We start from the raw sequence: 17360 nt of genomic DNA on the forward strand, positions 1-17360 counted from the left end.
CGGGGGGGGGGGGGGGGGCCCGCCCGGGCGGGGGGGGGGGGGGGGCCGCCCGCCCCCGGCCCGGGGGCGGGGGGGGGGGGCGCCCCCCCGCCGGGGGGGGGGGGGGGGCGGGCGCCCCGCCCCCCCCCTCCCTCGTACGCGGGTCTTCGTACGGTCCCTCAGGCCGCGACCGCCACCGCCTCCACCGCGGGCGTGCGCAGCGTCCGCCGCGCCGTGCCGAGCGTCGTGAGCAGCACCGCCGCCGCTGCCACCGCCGCGGTCCCGAGCCAGATGCCGGGGCCCTGTCCGGGCATGACGTGGTCGGTGCGGACCACGGTGAAGGGGATCGCCCCGGCGAGTCCGGCGACCGTGCCCAGCGCGACGCCGGTCACGATCACGAGCAGGGACTCGCAGCCGACGGTCCGCAGGACCTGGCCGGGGGTGGCCCCGGCGAGGCGCTGCTGGCCGAACTCGCGGCCCCGGTAGGAGGTCGCCGCGTACAGGCTGTTGACGAGCATGATGCAGCAGAACGCGGCGACGATGCCGACGACCACGAGGTTGAGCGTTTCGAGGTTCTTGGCGTCGATCGACTTGGCGAGGCCGGACGCCTTGACCGCGTCGGACTCCACGGCCTGCATGGAGAGGGTCGCGGTGGCGACGCCGGTGAAGATGATCAGCGGCATGAGGACGGCGGCCAGTTCGGCGGTGCGCCGCCGGACGTTGCGCACGGTCAGGTAGACGCTCGCCCCGGTCAGGGCGGTGAGCGGCCCCTGGAGGCGGGCCAGCGCGCCGCCCAGCGCGCTCGGCGCGAGGACCGCGAAGCCCACGGAGAGCAGGATCGAGCCGTACGCGGGGTAGGCCATCAGCATCTCCTGGGAGGGGTCGACGGCGAACGTGGTGAGGATGCTGCCCGCGCCCGCGACGAGCGCCGCGCACCCGGCGTACGTGCGGCCCTTGCCGCGCGGCTTCCCGGCCCCCTGTCCCGCGGCGGCCCTGGTGGCGCGGCGGACCGCGAGGAAGGCGGCGCCGACCGAGGCGAGGAGCGTGACGCCGACGCCGCTGAACAGGGCGACGGGCCCGAAGGCGTGGTCGACGTTCCCCGCGACCTGGCCGCTGTCCTGGAACAGGTCGAGGAGCACGGCGCCGCCCAGCATCGCGGGTCCGGCCGCCAGCAGCGCGCCGAGCAGGCCGATGACGGCGGCCTCGCCGACGACCATCCGCTTGACCTGTGCGGGCGTCGCCCCGCTGCACCGCAGCAGGTCGATCTCCGCCGCGCGCTGGCGGACGTTGACGGTGAGGGTGGAGGCGACGGCGAAGAAGACCAGCAGGGTGCCGTAGCCGCCGACCACGGACGCGGTGGTCGTCAGGGTCTCGGCGCTGGTGTCGTCCACGCCTGGGGCGCCGGCCGTGTCGAACAGCGAGTTGAACGTCATGATGATCGCGGCGCCCAGGGAGGCGGAGAGCAGCGTGGCGAGCGCGCGTCCCGGGCGCTTGGCGAGGGAGCGCAGGGCGAGGGTGAACACCGCTCACACCCCCAGCAGCGCGTCGTCGCGGGTGGCGGCCGTGTCGCCGAGGTGCGTCATGCGCTCGGCGACGGCCTCGGCGCTGGGGGCGAGGAGCTGTCCGGCGAGGCGGCCGTCGGCGAGGAAGAGCACGGCGTCGGCGTAGGAGGCGGCGACGGGGTCGTGGGTGACCATGACGACGGTCGTGCCGTGGACCCGTACCGAGTCCTGGAGCAGGCGCAGCACGTCGCGGGCGCTGCGGGTGTCGAGCGCGCCGGTCGGCTCGTCGGCGAAGACCACGCCGGGCTCGGTGACCAGGGCGCGGGCGATGGCGACGCGCTGGCGCTGGCCGCCGGAGAGCTGGTCGGGCCGGTGGCCGAGGCGGTCGCCGAGGCCGACCTCGGCGAGGATGCGCTCGGTGCGGGCGCGGTCGACGCGGCGGCCGGCGAGGCGCAGCGGGAGGGTGGTGTTCTGCGCGACGGTGAGGGTGGGCAGGAGGTTGTACTGCTGGAAGACGAAGCCGATGCGTTCCCTGCGGAACTTGGTGAGCGCGGCCTCGCTGCCGCCGGTCATCTCCTCGCCGTCGACCAGGACCTGGCCCCGGTCGGGGCGGTCGAGGCCCGCCGCGCACTGGAGGAGGGTCGACTTGCCGGAGCCCGAGGGGCCCATGACGGCGGTGAAGCTCCCCGAGGGGAGGCTGAGGGTGACGTCGTCCAGCGCGGTGACGGCGCTCTCCCCCTCGCCGTGGACCTTGCTGACCGACACGAGCCGCAGGGCCTCGCCGGCGCTGCGGCCGCGCGGGTGCTTCCTGCTGCGCCTGTTGCTGTCGCGACCGAACATCCTGATCCACTCCCGGGCCGGTGTGCACGTGGTGTGCCGTGTCCTGCTGACGGGAACGACGCTACGGATCGTCGGCGGCCGTGCCGATGGCCGTAAGCACCCGACCGGGGGGTGTACTTGAGTGCACCCCCCGGTCGGGTTTACCTGCCGGTCCTGCGGTGGGTTCCGGTCAGCCGACCGGTCGGAACACCGCCGTGAGGGTGTGGCTGCCGTCCTCGAAGGAGACGGCCGTCTCGCCCTTGGCGCGCTCTTCGTCGCCGCCGTAGGGCTTGCCGTCCAGCAGCCAGTCGGCGAAGGCGTAGCCGGGCTTGGGCGTGGCGGTGACCTCGACGACGTCGCCCTGCGAGTACGGTCCGGGCTCCGAGGTCTTGATGGTGCCCTGGCCGCCCTCGGCGCACAGTTCCAGCGTGAACCTGCGCTTCTCGAACTCCGCGGTCAGGACCATGTCGTTGGTGCCGACGTCGAGCGCGACCGTGTCGTCGTCGCCCGCGTAGCTGCCGTCCAGGCGCCAGCCGGAGAAGTCCCAGCCGGGCGCGGGGACGGCCTCGTAGAGCAGGTCGGCGCCTTCGAGTTCGGTGCCGCGCGTGGCCGGGGCCTTCTTGACGGTGCCGCTGCCGGTCTTGTTCGTGGTCACCGTCGAGGTGGGCGTGGTGCCCTTGCGGAAGACCGCGATCAGGGTGTGGTCGCTGCCCGCGGGCGGCGTGATGCCGGACGCGGTGCCCTTGGCGCGCTTGCCGTTCAGGAGCCAGTGGTCGAAGACGTAGCCCTTGACGGCCTCGGCGGTGAAGACGGACGTGGCGTCGGCCGGGTAGGGGCCGGGCTGTCCCGGCTTGACGGTGCCGGAGCCCTTGGGCTTGGCGCCGTAGGAGACCGAGCAGAGCGCGTCGCTGATCTTCGAGGGGCGGTAGGCGGCGATGGCCTTGGCGGTGCCGCTCAGGACGTCGGAGGTGTCGGACTCGTTGGAGCTGCCGAGCGGGACGCCGAGGGGTTCGCCGCGGTACTTCATGTGGGCGTTGGAGAAGTAGTTGATGCGGTTGCAGCGGCCGTTGGTGGACTTGCGGCAGCCGGACTCGTACGCCATGAGGGACGACCAGTCGCCGGACTTGGGGAAGTAGCCGTTGGCGCCGTAGGGCGGCGGCTGGTCGGGCTGGGTGGTGCGGTCGTGCGAGGCGCCGAGGTTGTGGCCGAGCTCGTGGCCGAAGGAGAAGCGGTCGATCGCGCTCTGGCCGGTGACCGAGAAGCCGTAGTTGGCGGTGGAGGGGCCCGGTGACCTGGGGGCGTAGCCGAGGCCGCCCGCGGCGCGGCCGGCGGCGATCACCGAGACGAGGTCGGCGCCGGTGGAGTCGCGCAGGGTGTGCAGCTCGTCCATGGCCCCGTCGCGCGGGTCGGCGATGGACTTGAGCAGGGTGTTGGTGACGGCGTCCTGCGCGGCGGCGACCTTGACGGGCACGGTGCGCACGAGGCGGACGCGGGCCTTGGTGCCGCTGTTGGCGAAGGCGTTGTTGGTGAGCGCGACGGCCTGGGCGACGCGGCTGCGGATCTGCTTCTCGCCGCCCGCCTCCTTCAGGGCGCCGGGGGTGTAGCCGACGAGGACGTCGATGAGGGCGGTGTTCTTGCCGTTCTTGCAGGGCGGCTTGGCCCCTGCGGCGGCCTTGGTGCGCGGGGCGCCCGCGGGGGGAGGCACGATTCCCGCGGGCGGCGGGGTGAGGCCGGACTCGTCCTCGTCGGTCAGCGGGGTGAGCTGACTGATCCTCACCCGTCCCGGGCTGATCGGCTCGATGGCGTACGCGTCGCCGCCGAGCAGGAACTGGGCGCTCAGGTACTCGTTGGCGGCCGTGCCGTCGCAGCCGCCCTCCAGGGCGATGAGGACGTCCTGGCCGACGGCTCCAGCGACGGTGCCCTGCCACACGAGGCGCCCGTCGGTGACCGACCGGCCCTCTTCGACGGCCTGGACGACGACGTCGTCGAAGAGCGTGAAGGAGATCTCGCGCCCGGCGTTGGGCTTGCACAGGACGTCGAGCGCGTCGGAGCGGATGCGGGCGGTGTGGGAGCGGACGTACTCCGCGCCGAACTCCTCCGCCGCGTCGCCCGCGTCGCCCGGGGCCGCGCTGCCCGCGTCCTCGGCGTCGGGGGCGAGGAGCTGGACGGTGCGCGAGTCCTGGGCCGGTCTCAGGTGCTGCGGGGCCGATGCGGCTGCTGACGAGATCTGTGGAGCGAAGCCGGCGGCGCCCAGCACCACCGCGCCCAGCGCCACCGCACTCGTACGTCTGTAACGGGTCATGCCGGGAGGGTTCCTCGCCCGGGGCGCGGGATCACCGCTCTTGACCCCCCGTCACGCGGACAGACGATACGAAGATCGGATTCGGGCATGAAAGTACGAAATGAGGGGGGCGACGTTTGCGTGAGGTGAGGCTACCCTAAGCAAGCGGACGATCAACGGGCGGGCGACGCTGGGCGCCCGCTTCGAGTTAGGTTAGGCTCACCTAACGACAGGGGAGGTCGCTCATGCCGGAGCACATACCGGGACAGCCATCGGAACGGACACCGGGACGCCCGTCGGACCGCGCGCCGCGGGACGGCTCCGCCGAGTTCTCCGGCCGTACGGTGCTGGTGACCGGCGCCGGACAGGGCATCGGCGCCTCGGTCGCCACCTCCTTCGCCGCGCTCGGCGCCCGCGTCGCCGCCACCGACCTGCGCACCGACGGCATCGAGGGCCTGGCCGCCGAGCACCCCGGCATCACCGCCTACGCGATGGACGTCACCGACCGGCGGTCCGTCGACGACACCGTCGCCAAGGCAGAGGCCGACCTCGGCCCGATCGACGTCCTGGTGAACGTCGCGGGAGTCCTCCGCCCCGGCCCCACCGTGGAACTCTCCGACGAGGACTGGGCCTTCACCTTCGCCGTGAACAGCACCGGCGTCTTCCACACCTCGCGCGCGGTGGGCGCGGGCATGACCGAGCGGGCGTCCGGCTGCATCGTCACCGTCGGCTCCAACGCGGCGGGCGTCCCGCGCGCCAACATGGCCGCCTACGCCGCGTCCAAGGCCGCCGCCGCCGCGTTCACCAAGTGCCTGGGCCTGGAGCTCGCCCCGTACGGCATCCGCTGCAACGTCGTCGCGCCCGGCTCGACCGACACCGCGATGCAGCGCTCCCTGTGGACCGACGAGCAGGCCCCGCAGCGCGTCATCGACGGCGACCTCGCCACGTACCGCACCGGCATCCCGCTCGGCAGGATCGCCGATCCGCAGGACATCGCCGACTCCGTGGTCTTCCTCGCGTCCGACCGCGCGCGCCACATCACGATGCAGGAGCTGTACGTCGACGGCGGCGCCACGCTCCGCTGACCCGGCGCCCCCGGCCCCGCCCGCACGCCCCACGCCTCCCGGGCCCGTCCCGTCCCGTCCCGAGCACCCGAGCACACCCCGTCCCGAACACCCCTTCACTCACGCACCCATGAGAAACGGAGCCATCGTGACGACGGCATCCCAGGTCGCCACGCACGTCACCGCGGCCGACCCGGCCCACCCGGCGATCGGCGCGGCCACCTCGCTGCTGGACGCCTACACCCCGGGCGCCAGGTTCCTCGCGACCCCGACGCGCACGCTGCTCGCGCACGGCGTCAGGGCCGAGGTCCCGCACGACGAGCGGCCGCTGCACGAGCGCGTCGCGGCGGCCCTCGAAGCGGCCCGCGCCGCGGGGCAGCCCGCACCCGTGGTCGTCGGGGCCGTCCCCTTCGACCACACCGCGCCCGCCGCGCTCGCGATACCCGAGACGGTCCGCACCGCGCCGCCGCTCACCGCCGACCCGCTGGTCGCGCTGCCCGCCGCGGCACCGGACGCCGCGGACCTGACCGTCCGCCAGGTGCCCGAGCCCGCCGGGTACGAGGCCGGGGTGGCCGCCGCGGTCGACCGGATGTGGGCCGGGGAGTTCAGCAAGGTCGTGCTGGCCAGGACCCTGGAGGTCAGCTCGCCCGAGCCGCTGGACGTCCAGGGGATGCTGGAGCGCCTGGCGCGCCGCGACCCCGCGGGCTACACCTTCGCGCTGCCCACCTCCGAGGACCGCACCCTGCTGGGCGCCAGCCCCGAGCTGCTGGTCTCGCGCCGGGGCGGCCGCGTCGTGGCCAACCCGCTGGCCGGCTCCACACCGCGCTCCGCCGACCTCGCCGAGGACGTCCGCCGCGCCGCCGCGCTCCTGGAGTCGGCGAAGGACCTGCACGAGCACGCCGTGGTGGTGGACGCCGTGCACCAGGCGCTCGCCCCGCACTGCTCCGAGCTGACCGTGCCCGCGAAGCCGACCCTGATCCGCACCGCCACCATGTGGCACCTGTCGACCACCGTCACCGGCACCCTCGCCTCCCCCGCGACCTCCGCGCTGGAGCTGGCCTGCGCGCTGCACCCGACGCCCGCCGTCTGCGGCACCCCCACCGACCTGGCGCGCCGCGTCATCGCCGAGACCGAGCCGTTCGACCGGGGCTTCTTCACCGGCATGGTCGGCTGGGGCGACGCCGACGGCGACGGCGAGTGGGTCGTGACGATCCGCTGCGCCGAGGCCGAGGAGCGGTCCCTGCGGCTGTACGCGGGGGCGGGCATCGTCTCGGCCTCGCAGCCCGAGGCCGAGACCGCGGAGACCGCCGCGAAGTTCCGCACCTTCCTGAGCGCCGTGGGAGCCAGCCTGTGAGCACCGAGACCCCCGGCTACCCCGCCGAGTTCGCCGAGCGCTACCGCGCGGCGGGCTGGTGGCGCGGCGAGACCTTCGGCGGGATGCTCCGCGAGCGCGCCGCGGCCCACCCGGACCGCACCGCGGTCGTGGACCCGACGGGCGGCCCCGACGGCGAGTCGCGGCGCTGGACGTACGGCGAACTGGACGCGCGCGCCGACCGGATGGCGGCCGGGTTCGCCGCCCGGGGCATCGGCGCGGGCGACAAGGTCGTCGTACAGCTGCCCAACGTGGCCGAGTTCTTCGAGGTGGTCTTCGCGCTGTTCCGGATCGGCGCGCTGCCGGTCTTCGCGCTGCCCGCGCACCGCGAGACGGAGATCCGCTACTTCTGCGAGTTCACCGGCGCCGCCGCGTACGTGATCGCGGCGCGGCACGGCGGGTTCGACTACCGGGAGCTGGCGTCCCGGGTCAGTGAGCAGGTGCCCTCCCTGCGGCACGTGTTCGTGACCGGCGGCGAGCCCCGCGAGGGCCAGGAGGCGCTGGCCGACGTGCCCGCCGAGCCGGTGGAGCTGACCGGTCCCGCCCCCGGCGACCTGGCGTTCCTCCAGCTGTCCGGCGGCAGCACGGGCGTGCCGAAGCTGATCCCGCGCACCCACGACGACTACATCTACTCGCTGTGGGGCTCCAACGAGATCTGCGGGGTCGACGCGGACAGCGTGTACCTCGTGGCGCTGCCCGCCGCGCACAACTTCCCGCTGTCCTCGCCCGGTTCGCTGGGCACGCTGTACGCGGGCGGACGCGTCGTGCTCGCCCCCGCGCCCAGCCCGGACAGCGCGTTCCCGCTGATCGAGCACGAGGGCGTGACCATCACGGGCCTGGTGCCGCCGCTGGCGCTGGTGTGGACGGAGGCCGCGGCCTCGACCCCGTACGACCTGAGCAGCCTCGACGTGCTGCTGGTCGGCGGCGCGAAGTTCAGCGAGGAGGCGGCGCGCCGGGTGCGGCCCGCGCTCGGCTGCACCCTCCAGCAGGTCTTCGGGATGGCCGAGGGCCTGGTCAACTACACGCGCCTGGACGACCCCGAGGAGACGATCGTCACCACGCAGGGGCGGCCGATCTCCCCGGACGACGAGATCAGGGTCGTCGACGACGAGGACAACGACCTGCCGGCCGGCGCGACGGGCCACCTGCTGACCCGGGGCCCGTACACCATCCGCGGCTACTGGAACGCGCCGGAGCACAACGCGCGTTCGTTCACCGCCGACGGCTTCTACCGGACCGGCGACATCGTGCGGCTCACCGGGAGCGGCCACCTGGTCGTCGAGGGCCGGGCCAAGGACCAGATCAACCGGGGCGGCGAGAAGATCGCGGCCGAGGAGGTCGAGAACCACCTGCTCGCCCACCCCTCGGTGCACGACGCGAACGTGGTCGCCGAGCCGGACGAGTACCTGGGCGAGCGCACCTGCGCCTACGTCATCCTGCGGGAGGGCGCCGAGCCGCTGCGGGCGGTCGACGTGAAGAAGTTCGTGCGCGGCCGGGGCCTCGCCGCCTTCAAGGTGCCCGACCGCGTGGAGTTCGTGACGGCCTTCCCGCAGACCGGCGTCGGCAAGATCTCCAAGAAGGACCTCAGGGCCGCCGCGGCCCGCGGCGACCAGCCCGCCACCACCGAGAACTGAAACGGAGCAGCACTCCACCATGGCCCTGCCCGCCATCGCGCCCTATCCCATGCCGCTCGCCGCGGAGCTTCCGGCGAACCGCGTCGACTGGACCGTCGACCCGTCCCGCGCCGTGCTGCTCGTGCACGACCTCCAGAACTACTTCCTCTCGGCGTTCGACCGCTCGGCGTCCCCGGTCACCGAACTCCTCGCCAACGTCGCCCTGTTGAAGAAGCGGGCCGAGGAGCTGGGCATCCCGGTGGTGTACACCGCGCAGCCCGGCGGCCAGAGCCCCGCGGAGCGCGGCCTCCAGCAGGACTTCTGGGGCCCGGGGCTGCCCGCCGACCCGGTCGCCGAGGCGATCGCCGACGAGGTGGCGCCCGGCCCTTCGGACACCGTGCTGACCAAGTGGAAGTACAGCGGCTTCGTCCGCACCGACCTGCTGGAGCAGCTGCGCGAGCAGGGCCGCGACCAGCTGGTCATCACCGGCGTGTACGCGCACATCGGGGTCATGATGACGGCGTGCGACGCGTGGATGCAGGACGTCCAGGCGTTCCTGGTGGCCGACGCGGTCGCCGACTTCTCGGCGGACGACCACGCGATGGCGCTGCGCTGGGCCGCGGGCAAGTGCGCCGTGGTGACGACGACCGAGCGGGCGCTCGGCGGGAACTGACCCCTTCGCGCGCCGACAACCCGAGACGGCCGCCTTGAGCGGGGCGGCGCCGTGCGGCCGGTGGATCTACGGTGTCCACCGGCCCACAGGCATGCCCGGAAACGGCCCGGCCCGGCCCTGATCAACTCCCTTCGGAAATGCGCTGGTTGCCGTTGACAAGCACCTCTTCATTAAAGTTAGGTAAGCCTTACCTAATAACGAAGGGGTGCTTCTCATGCGTACGTTCCTCACCACCCGCACCGCCACCCGCGCCACGGTCGCCGCCCTCGCGGCCGCCGGCCTCACCCTCTCCCTCGCCTCCTCCGCCTCCGCGGCGACCGCGACCCGCACGGTCACCGACGGCGGCGCCACCTACAACCTCTCGGTCACCGCCCCCGACTCGGTGACGGCCGCCGGGCAGAACATCACCGTCACCGGCAGCGGCTTCAACCCCGGCCAGGGCATCTACGTCGGCCTCTGCGTGGTCAACGGCGCGCCCGGTGCCAACAAGCCCACCCCCTGCCTCGGCGGCCAGGACCAGTCGGGCACCACCAGCGCCTCGCACTGGGTCTCCAACCTGGGCGGCGGCACCCTTCCCAACACCTCCAAGTACGGCCCCGGCGGCTCCTTCAGCGTGCGGATCCACGTCAAGGCCGACCTCGGCGGCGGCAAGATCTGCGGCGACACCGTGGAGTGCGCGATCGTCACGCGCGCCGACCACATGAACGCGGGCAACCGCAAGTACGACGTCCACGTTCCCGTCAACTTCCAGTAAGAGGCGACTCGTTCATGAGTGACTCGGCAAGAGCCGGGCGGGTGGCCGCCCTCGCGGCGGCCACCTTCGCGCTCGCCGCGTCCGGCGCCCCCGCCCTGGCCGACGGGGGGCCGGAGCGGGGCGCCGAATCGTACGGCGTGGCCGCGGAGTTCGGCGCGGCGGGCAAGCCGCGCGACGTGCTGCTCCACCCCGAGTCGGGGAAGCTGTACGTCGGTTCGGACGACAACCCCGACACCGAGGCGGACGAGCGCGGGCTGCACGTCCTGGACCCCGCCACGGGCAGGGTCCGCGGCCTGGTCGCCCAGGCGCCGGGCTCCACGGGCGCGCTGCGGCCCTCCGCCGTCGCCCGCATCGCGGGCCCGCTGCCGGGCGACGGCGTCCTGCTGCACTACCCGCTGCGCGGCGTCGGCACCGCCAAGGACGGCGACGCCGCCGTCAAGGGGGTCTGGCTGACCGGGAGTTCGATCACCGACATCGGCCCCGGAGTCACGCCGGGCACGGTGCTGGTGGCGCAGGGGGCCAAGCTCACGGAGGTCGACGCGGCCACCGGAGCCCCGGTGCGCGGCCTGACGCTGCCGGGCGGCGGGCGGTTCGCGGTCGACGCGGCCCGCAACACCGTGTGGTTCGCGGACTTCACGGGCCGTCGGCTCTCCAAGGTGGACACCGCGTCGTTCACCGTCACCGCGTCCGTGGAGCTCGCGCCGTCCGAGAACGGCTCGGGCTTCGTCGAGGCGGACCCGGAGACCGGCGCGGTCTGGGTGGGCGTGCAGAAGGCGGTGTACGTCTTCGACGCGGCGCTGGGCCTGAAGAAGACCATCCAGGGCGGGGACTACGCGAAGGACGCCGCCTTCGACCGCGCCTCGCACCGCGCCTACGTCGTCTGGCAGGACGGCGGCTCGGGCACCGGGGGCGACGACAACACGGGCGCGCTGACGGTGTACGGCACGGGGGACTTCGCCCAGGCCGTCGCGCCGGTCCCGCTGCCCGGCAACCACGGGCAGTTGGGCGCGGCGAGCGTCGCGGTCCAGCCGGGCGGCGACGCCGTCTACGTCACCAACCCGGCGCAGGGCAGGGTGACCCGGCTGGAGCGGCGCACCGCCCCGAAGGTCACGGGGCAGCCCGAGGACCGGTCGGTGAAGGACGGCGAGTCCGTGACGTTCACCGCGGCGGCGACGGGCACGCCCGCGCCGACCGTGCGCTGGCAGTCGAGCAAGGACGGCGGGCGCACCTGGGCGTACGCGGCGGGCGAGTCGGCCGCCGCGTACACCTTCACGGCGAAGGCCGACCGGGACGGGCACCGCTTCCGCGCGGAGTTCGCCAACGAGGCGGGCACGGCGCACAGCGCGGCGGCGACCCTCAAGGTCGCGGCGGCCGGTGACGGGGACACGGGCTCGGGGAGCGACGGCGGGCAGCAGTCCGGCGGCTCGACGGGCAGCCCCGGCTCCACCGGTTCGCCGGGCACGTCGGGCGGCTCGGACACGTCCGGGACCTCGGGCTCCACGGACGGCTCCACGGGCGCCACCGGGACCAGCGGGACCTCCGGCGCATCGGGGGGCTCCGTCGGGGGCACCACGGATGGGGGGTCCGTGGGCGGGGGTTCCGTGGGCGGGAGCGGTGCGCGGGACGCGTACGGCAGCGGTGGCAGCCTCGCCGCCACGGGCGCCTCCACGGCGCTGCCGCTGGCCGGCGCGTCCGCGGGACTGCTCGCCCTCGGCTGGGTCGCGTACCGCAGGGGACGCGGGGCCTGACGGGCCCGCGGCTCCGGCCGCACCACGAAGGGCCCGGCCGGTCGCACCCGGCCGGGCCCTTCGGCACACCCGGGGCCGGGGGGGGGACCGGGGCCGGGGGGGCCGGGCCCACCCCTGCCCGCCGTGTCCGATCCGTACAAGACCCCGGCCCCGTGGCCCGCCTACGGTGCCCGCATGAAACCACGCTTCGACTCCATCGGAATCGTCACCGCCGACATGGCGGCCTCCCTCGACTTCTACCGGCTCCTCGGCCTCGACGTCCCCGCCGCAGGGGACGCGGGCCCGCACGTGGAGGCCGCGCTGCCCGGCGGGCTGCGGGTGCTGTGGGACACCGAGGAGGTGATGCGCTCGTTCGACCCCGGCTGGACGCCGCCGACGGGCGGCGAGCGGACGGGCCTGGCCTTCGCCTGCGCGTCGCCCGCCGAAGTGGACGCGGTCCACGACGAGCTGGTCGCCGCGGGCCACCGCAGCCACCTGAAGCCGTGGGACGCGGTGTGGGGGCAGCGTTACGCGGTGGTGCTCGACCCGGACGGGATCGGGGTCTCGCTGTTCGCGGCCAACCCCCCGGCCGACGCGCCTGCCGACACAGCGCCCGACGCACCGGACGACGCGCCGGACGCGTAGGCGGTGAGCGTCAGGCCCGTGAGCGCGCGCATCTCGCGGGCCAGGTGCGGCTGGTCGGTGCAGCCGGCGGCGACCGCGGCACCGGCGTACGGCACTCCCGCCCGTACGAGTTCGAGCGCGCGCTGGAGGCGCAGGATCCGCGCCAGCGTCTTGGGGCCGTAGCCGAACGCGACGAGCGAGCGGCGGTGCAGCTGCCGGGCGCCCAGGCCCACCGCGTCCGCGACCTCGCCCACGGCCCCGCCCCCGGCGAGCGCGGCGGCGACGGCGCGCAGCACGGGGTCGGGGCGCGGCGCGTCGGCCGCCCGGCGCAGCATCAGCGCCTCCAGGGCCGCCACGGGGTCGGCGGCCGTGCCGACGCGGCCCGCCAGCGCGTGCGCCTGTGCGGCGGGCCACAGCTCGTCCAGGTCCACCCGCAGGTCACGCAGTTCGTGGGCGGGGACGCCGAGCAGCGCGGGGGCCGTGCCGGGCGCGAACCGGATGCCGACGAACCGCTCCGCGCTCCGCGGCGCGGCGTGCGCGCGGGTGTCGGGCCCGGCGACGAAGAGCCGCCCTTCGGCCCAGATGACGTCCATGCAGCCGTCGGGCAGCACGGGCGTGCCGCCCGCGCCCGCCTTGGTCCACATGACGGCGCCGCCGAGCCCGGACGCCCGCTCCTGGTACACGCGTCCAGGGTAGGCGGCCCGCGCCCGGCGGCGCCGTCCAGCGGGGACGGGTCCGGTCCCCGCTACTCCCGCTCCCCGTGCTGCCCCGCCTTGCGGGTGTGCCGCAGCCGCGCCGTGACGTCGTCCGGCGGCAGGAACTTGGACCAGCGCTCGGGGAACTCCGACGGCATGTCCGCGTCGTCCGGGTCGTAGGCATCGCCCGGCACCTCCGCCGCCTTCGCCGCCTCCGCGCGGGCCACTATCTCGGCGGCGTGCGCGGTGCGCACGAGGTCGTTCGCGGCGCGGGCCGCGGCCGTGGCGACCGAGGGCCAGACCCGGTCGATCGCCGCGTTCACCGCGGCGCCCACCAGGACCGCGAAGGCGGAGATGCCGATCCACAGCAGCACGGCGATGGGCGCGGCGAGCGATCCGTAGATCGTCGGGCCCTCGACCGTGCTCGTGAGGTAGACCCGCAGCAGGACGCTGCCCAGCGCCCACATCCCGAGCGCCACCAGCGAGCCCGGCACGTCCTCGATCCACGGCGAGCGCACCGGCACCGACACGTGGTAGAGCGTGGTGAGGAAGGCGACCGAGAGCAGGATGACGACGGGCCAGTAGAGGACCGCGACGACGTCCGTGCCCCAGGGCACCCAGGCCACCAGCTGGTCGGGCCCGATGACGAGCAGCGGCAGCACCACGGCCCCGATCACCAGCGCGATCAGATAGAGCAGGAACGCCAGCAGCCGGGTCTTGACGATGCCCCGGTGGCCGTCGAGGCCGTACATCACGGTGATGGTGTCGATGAAGACGTTCACCGCCCGGGACCCGGACCACAGGGCGATCACGAAGCCGATGGAGATGATGTCGGGACTCGCGCCGTGCGTGACGTCGTCGAGCAGGGGTCTGGCGAAGTCGTTGACGCCCCGGTCGGAGAGGACCGTTTCCGCCGCCCTGAGGATGTTCTCCTCGATGGAGGCGACGGTGCCCGCGCTGGTCCACGCGTCGACGTGGCCGAGGAGGCCGATCAGGCTGAGGAGCAGCGGCGGCAGCGAGAGCAGCGTGAAGAACGCCGCCTCGGCCGCGAGGCCCAGGATGCGGTACTCGATGCACGAATTGACCGTGTCCTTCAGCAGCAGCCAGGCCATCTTCCGCTTGGAGACGTTGCGGTAGAGGACTCGGGCCCGGTGGAGTCGGCCCGGAGGCCGCTCGGGTGTTTCATTTGCTGCCTGCACCTCTTTACCGTATCGGCATGGCAGCCACCACCCACACAGTGACCAACCAGGTACCTCCCCTGGTGGGATACGACGTCTTCGCCGCGGACCGCGTGCTGAGCGAGGCGGTCGAGCGGCACCTGGCCCCCGAACTCCTCGCGGGGGCGCGGGACGAGCTCTCCCTGCTCGGCGCGTCCGCCGGTTCCGCCCAGGCCCAGGAGTGGGGGTTCCTGGCCAACGGGAACCCGCCGGAACTCCGCACGCACGACCGCTACGGGAACCGGATCGACGAGGTCGACTTCCATCCCTCCTGGCACCGCCTGCTCGGCAAGGCCGTGGCGGCGGGCCTCACGAACGCCTGGGGCAGGCCCGGCGGGCACGTCCGCAGGGCGGCGGGCTTCCTGGTGTGGACGCAGGTCGAGGGCGGGCACGGCTGCCCGCTGTCGATGACGCACGCGGCGGTGCCCGCGCTGCGCGCCGACCCGGCGCTCGCCGCCGAGTGGGAGCCCAGGCTCACGTCCCAGGTGTACGAGCCGGGGCTGCGGCCCGCCGCCGAGAAGCCCGGGGTGCTCTTCGGAATGGGCATGACGGAGAAGCAGGGCGGCAGCGACGTACGGGCGAACACCACGGCGGCCGTGCCGCTCGGGGCGGCCGGCGAGTACGTGCTGACCGGGCACAAGTGGTTCTGTTCCGCACCGATGTCCGACGGTTTCCTGGTGCTCGCCCAGGCTCCGGGCGGTCTGACCTGCTTCCTGGTGCCCCGGGTGCTTCCCGACGGTTCGCGCAACGCCTTCGCGATCCAGCGCCTCAAGGACAAGCTCGGCAACAGGTCGAACGCCTCCAGCGAGGTGGAGTTCGACGGGACGTGGGCGCGCCGGGTCGGCGACGAGGGGCGCGGGGTGCGCACCATCATCGAGATGGTGGCGGCGACCCGGCTGGACTGCGTGCTGGGCTCGGCGGCGCTGATGCGCCAGGCGGTGGCGCAGGCGGTGCACCACGCCGCGCACCGCAGCGCGTTCGGCGGGGTGCTCATCGAGAAGCCGCTGATGCGCAACGTGCTGGCCGATCTGGCGCTGGAGTCGGAGGCCGCGACGGTCCTGGCGGTGCGGCTGGCGGCGGCCTGCGACGCGGGCACCGAAGGGGAGCGGGCGCTGCTGCGGCTCGCGGTGCCCGCCGCGAAGTACTGGGTGACCAAGCGGTGCACGCCGCTGGCGGGCGAGGCGCTGGAGTGTCTGGGGGGCAACGGCTACGTGGAGGAGTCGGGGATGCCCAGGCTGCTGCGCGAGGCGCCGCTCAACTCCATCTGGGAGGGCTCGGGCAACGTCCAGGCGCTGGACGTGCTGCGGGCGCTCCAGCGGGAGCCGGGCGCGCTGGACGCGTTCCTGCGGGAGGTCGGCCTGGCGCGGGGCGCCGACCACCGTCTCGACGGCGCGGTGAAGGACCTGCTGACGGAGCTGGCCGACCTGTCGGGGATCGAGGCGCGGGCGCGGCGGCTGGTCGAGCGCATGGCGCTGGTGCTCCAGGGCTCGCTGCTGGTGCGCTTCGCGCCGTCACAGGTGGCGGACGCGTTCTGCGCGTCACGGCTCGGCGGGGACTGGGGCGGGGCCTTCGGTACGCTTCCTGCCACGCTCGATCTGGGGGCGGTGGTGGAGCGGGCGCGGGTCGCCCTCTGACGGGTCCGGGTCCCCGGGCGCAAGTCGGGGGTGGTGCTGCGCCGACACGGCACCACCCCCTACGCATGCCGGCGAACCGGCGTGTTGCCACCCTCGTACAGCCGCACGACTGTCCGCGAGGGTTGCAGAGGGTTGCAAGACCGGGTCAGCTGTTCGGGTCGAAGGGAGGCCCCCATGCGGAACACACCGCTCGACATGGCGCGTCTCGGGTCGATGGACACGGCCGAGGCCGCCCGGCTGCTGCGGGGGATGCGCGACGCCACGCTGGCGGGCGAGCGCCCCCGCGTCGAGCCGCGCGCCGACATCGGCGAGTCCTGGGAGCGCATGCTGCGGCGCGGCATCGACCCGGACCGCGACCGCAGGGCGGGCATGCTCTCGCTCGCCGAGCTGGAGGAGCGGCGCAGGCTCTCGCCGCTGCGGGACGTGCTGCCCCTGCTGCGCGAGGGCCTGGTGGAGATCGCGGACGCCGTGCAGCACATCATGGTCGTCGCGGACACCGACGGGCGCGTGCTGTGGCGCGAGGGCCATTCCGCGGTGCTGCGGAAGGCCGACGCGCACGGCTTCGCGCCGGGCGCCGACTGGAGCGAGAGCGTCGTCGGCACGAACGGCATCGGCACGCCGCTGGTGGCGGGCCGCCCCGTGCAGGTGCACTCCGCCGAGCACTTCGTCGCCACGCACCACGCGTGGACGTGCGCGGGCGCGCCGGTGACCGATCCGCGCGACGGGCGGGTGCTCGGGGTCGTGGACGTGAGCGGCCCGCCGACGACGATGCACCCGGCGACGCTCGCCCTGGTCCGCTCGGTGACCCGGCTGGCCGAGGCGGAGCTGCGCAACGAGCACTTCGTGGAGCTGGAACGGCTGCGGACCGTGGCCGCGCCGGTGCTGGCCCGGCTGTCGGGGCGGGCGCTCGCGGTGGACACCAGGGGCTGGCCCGCCGCGGTGATCGGCATGCCGCCGGGCGGTCGGCTCGCACTGCCCAAGACGCTGGGGGCCGGCCGGGTGTGGCTGCCGACGCTGGGCAGCTGCGAGGTGGAGCCGCTGCCGGGCGGCTGGCTGCTGCGCCCCGCTGAGTCCGCCCCTCCCGAGCGGGCGCCGCAGCGCGTCACGCTGGACCTGCGCCGTTCCCCCGGGGCGACGGTGACGGTGACGGGCCGCACGGGCAGCTGGACCCAGGACCTCACGCCGCGCCACGCCGAGCTGCTGTACGTCCTGGCGTCGCACCCCGGCGGGCGCACGGCGGCGCAGCTGGCGCAGCAGCTGTTCGGCGATCCGACGCGGACGGTGACCGTGCGGGCCGAGATGTCGCGGCTGCGGCGGAACTTCACGGGCGTCCTGACGCACCGCCCCTACCGCTTCCTGGAGGGGGTCGAGGTCGAGGTGGTCGGGGACTTCGGAGTCTGACGAAG

Annotated in this window: 14 protein-coding genes; 9 read left to right on the plus strand and 5 right to left on the minus strand. The window is 74.4% G+C overall.

Annotation, left to right across the window (positions count from 1 at the left end; all coding sequences use genetic code 11):
- Positions 1–158: 158 nt before the first annotated feature.
- From ACIBNE_RS35850 to ACIBNE_RS35860, 3 genes are all read right to left on the minus strand, one after another.
- Positions 159–1502 carry an FtsX-like permease family protein gene (locus ACIBNE_RS35850; protein ID WP_399279250.1) on the minus strand — a complete coding sequence of 448 codons (1344 nt, stop codon included), beginning with the start codon at positions 1500–1502 and terminating at the stop codon, positions 159–161.
- 3 nt (positions 1503–1505) lie between these two features.
- On the minus strand, positions 1506–2321 hold the full coding sequence (locus tag ACIBNE_RS35855) for an ABC transporter ATP-binding protein (protein WP_399279252.1): 816 nt from the start codon (positions 2319–2321) through the stop codon (positions 1506–1508).
- Between the two features lie 169 nt (positions 2322–2490).
- On the minus strand, positions 2491–4602 hold the full coding sequence (locus ACIBNE_RS35860; RefSeq protein WP_399279254.1) for a reprolysin-like metallopeptidase: 2112 nt from the start codon (positions 4600–4602) through the stop codon (positions 2491–2493).
- A gap of 224 nt (positions 4603–4826) precedes the next feature.
- On the opposite strand from ACIBNE_RS35860, the gene ACIBNE_RS35865 reads away from it, so the two are divergent.
- The 7 genes from ACIBNE_RS35865 to ACIBNE_RS35895 all read left to right on the plus strand — a co-directional run bounded on the left by ACIBNE_RS35865 (position 4827) and on the right by ACIBNE_RS35895 (position 12429).
- Positions 4827–5666 (plus strand): 2,3-dihydro-2,3-dihydroxybenzoate dehydrogenase, encoded by an 840-nt coding sequence (locus tag ACIBNE_RS35865; RefSeq protein ID WP_399279255.1) that lies wholly within the window; start codon positions 4827–4829, stop codon positions 5664–5666.
- 127 nt (positions 5667–5793) lie between these two features.
- The gene (gene dhbC, locus ACIBNE_RS35870) at positions 5794–6999 is read left to right on the plus strand and encodes an isochorismate synthase DhbC (protein ID WP_399279257.1); all 1206 of its coding nucleotides are present in this window, start codon (positions 5794–5796) and stop codon (positions 6997–6999) included.
- Complete coding sequence (locus tag ACIBNE_RS35875) at positions 6996–8651, plus strand: (2,3-dihydroxybenzoyl)adenylate synthase (protein ID WP_399279259.1); 1656 nt, start codon at positions 6996–6998, stop codon at positions 8649–8651. The genes dhbC and ACIBNE_RS35875 overlap by 4 nt, the downstream gene beginning before the upstream one ends.
- Positions 8652–8670: 19 nt before the next feature.
- On the plus strand, positions 8671–9303 hold the full coding sequence (locus ACIBNE_RS35880; RefSeq protein WP_399279261.1) for an isochorismatase family protein: 633 nt from the start codon (positions 8671–8673) through the stop codon (positions 9301–9303).
- A 214-nt stretch (positions 9304–9517) separates the two neighbouring features.
- A complete protein-coding gene (locus tag ACIBNE_RS35885) occupies positions 9518–10057 on the plus strand; it encodes a hypothetical protein (protein WP_399279263.1) in 540 nt (179 codons plus the stop codon).
- A gap of 14 nt (positions 10058–10071) precedes the next feature.
- Complete coding sequence (locus ACIBNE_RS35890; protein WP_399279265.1) at positions 10072–11805, plus strand: hypothetical protein; 1734 nt, start codon at positions 10072–10074, stop codon at positions 11803–11805.
- 174 nt (positions 11806–11979) lie between these two features.
- Complete coding sequence (locus ACIBNE_RS35895; protein WP_399279267.1) at positions 11980–12429, plus strand: VOC family protein; 450 nt, start codon at positions 11980–11982, stop codon at positions 12427–12429.
- Here ACIBNE_RS35895 and ACIBNE_RS35900 read toward each other — a convergent pair.
- Positions 12312–13052, minus strand: coding sequence for a helix-turn-helix domain-containing protein (locus tag ACIBNE_RS35900; RefSeq protein WP_399279400.1), 741 nt, complete (start codon positions 13050–13052; stop codon positions 12312–12314). The genes ACIBNE_RS35895 and ACIBNE_RS35900 overlap by 118 nt on opposite strands.
- Before the next feature lie 101 nt (positions 13053–13153).
- On the minus strand, positions 13154–14302 hold the full coding sequence (locus ACIBNE_RS35905) for a YihY/virulence factor BrkB family protein (RefSeq protein ID WP_399279270.1): 1149 nt from the start codon (positions 14300–14302) through the stop codon (positions 13154–13156).
- A gap of 17 nt (positions 14303–14319) precedes the next feature.
- Here ACIBNE_RS35905 and ACIBNE_RS35910 point away from each other — a divergent pair, with 17 nt between their 5' ends.
- Entirely contained in the window at positions 14320–15954 is a 1635-nt protein-coding gene (locus ACIBNE_RS35910; RefSeq protein ID WP_399279272.1) for an acyl-CoA dehydrogenase family protein, read from the plus strand.
- A 174-nt stretch (positions 15955–16128) separates the two neighbouring features.
- Complete coding sequence (locus ACIBNE_RS35915) at positions 16129–17355, plus strand: GAF domain-containing protein (protein WP_399279274.1); 1227 nt, start codon at positions 16129–16131, stop codon at positions 17353–17355.
- The last annotated feature ends 5 nt before the right edge of the window (positions 17356–17360 follow it).

It is taken from the genome of Streptomyces sp. NPDC050504 (assembly GCF_044458065.1).
Taxonomy (GTDB): Bacteria; Actinomycetota; Actinomycetes; order Streptomycetales; family Streptomycetaceae; genus Streptomyces.

Coding starts and splice junctions, on each gene's coding strand:
- ACIBNE_RS35880 (WP_399279261.1), top strand. CDS start 8,671: ATGGCCCTGCCCGCCATCGCGCCCTATCCCATGCCGCTCGCCGCGGAG.
- ACIBNE_RS35915 (WP_399279274.1), top strand. CDS start 16,129: ATGCGGAACACACCGCTCGACATGGCGCGTCTCGGGTCGATGGACACG.
- ACIBNE_RS35885 (WP_399279263.1), top strand. CDS start 9,518: ATGCGTACGTTCCTCACCACCCGCACCGCCACCCGCGCCACGGTCGCC.
- ACIBNE_RS35890 (WP_399279265.1), top strand. CDS start 10,072: ATGAGTGACTCGGCAAGAGCCGGGCGGGTGGCCGCCCTCGCGGCGGCC.
- ACIBNE_RS35910 (WP_399279272.1), top strand. CDS start 14,320: ATGGCAGCCACCACCCACACAGTGACCAACCAGGTACCTCCCCTGGTG.
- ACIBNE_RS35895 (WP_399279267.1), top strand. CDS start 11,980: ATGAAACCACGCTTCGACTCCATCGGAATCGTCACCGCCGACATGGCG.
- ACIBNE_RS35865 (WP_399279255.1), top strand. CDS start 4,827: ATGCCGGAGCACATACCGGGACAGCCATCGGAACGGACACCGGGACGC.
- ACIBNE_RS35855 (WP_399279252.1), bottom strand. CDS start 2,321: ATGTTCGGTCGCGACAGCAACAGGCGCAGCAGGAAGCACCCGCGCGGC.
- ACIBNE_RS35900 (WP_399279400.1), bottom strand. CDS start 13,052: ATGTGGACCAAGGCGGGCGCGGGCGGCACGCCCGTGCTGCCCGACGGC.
- ACIBNE_RS35860 (WP_399279254.1), bottom strand. CDS start 4,602: ATGACCCGTTACAGACGTACGAGTGCGGTGGCGCTGGGCGCGGTGGTG.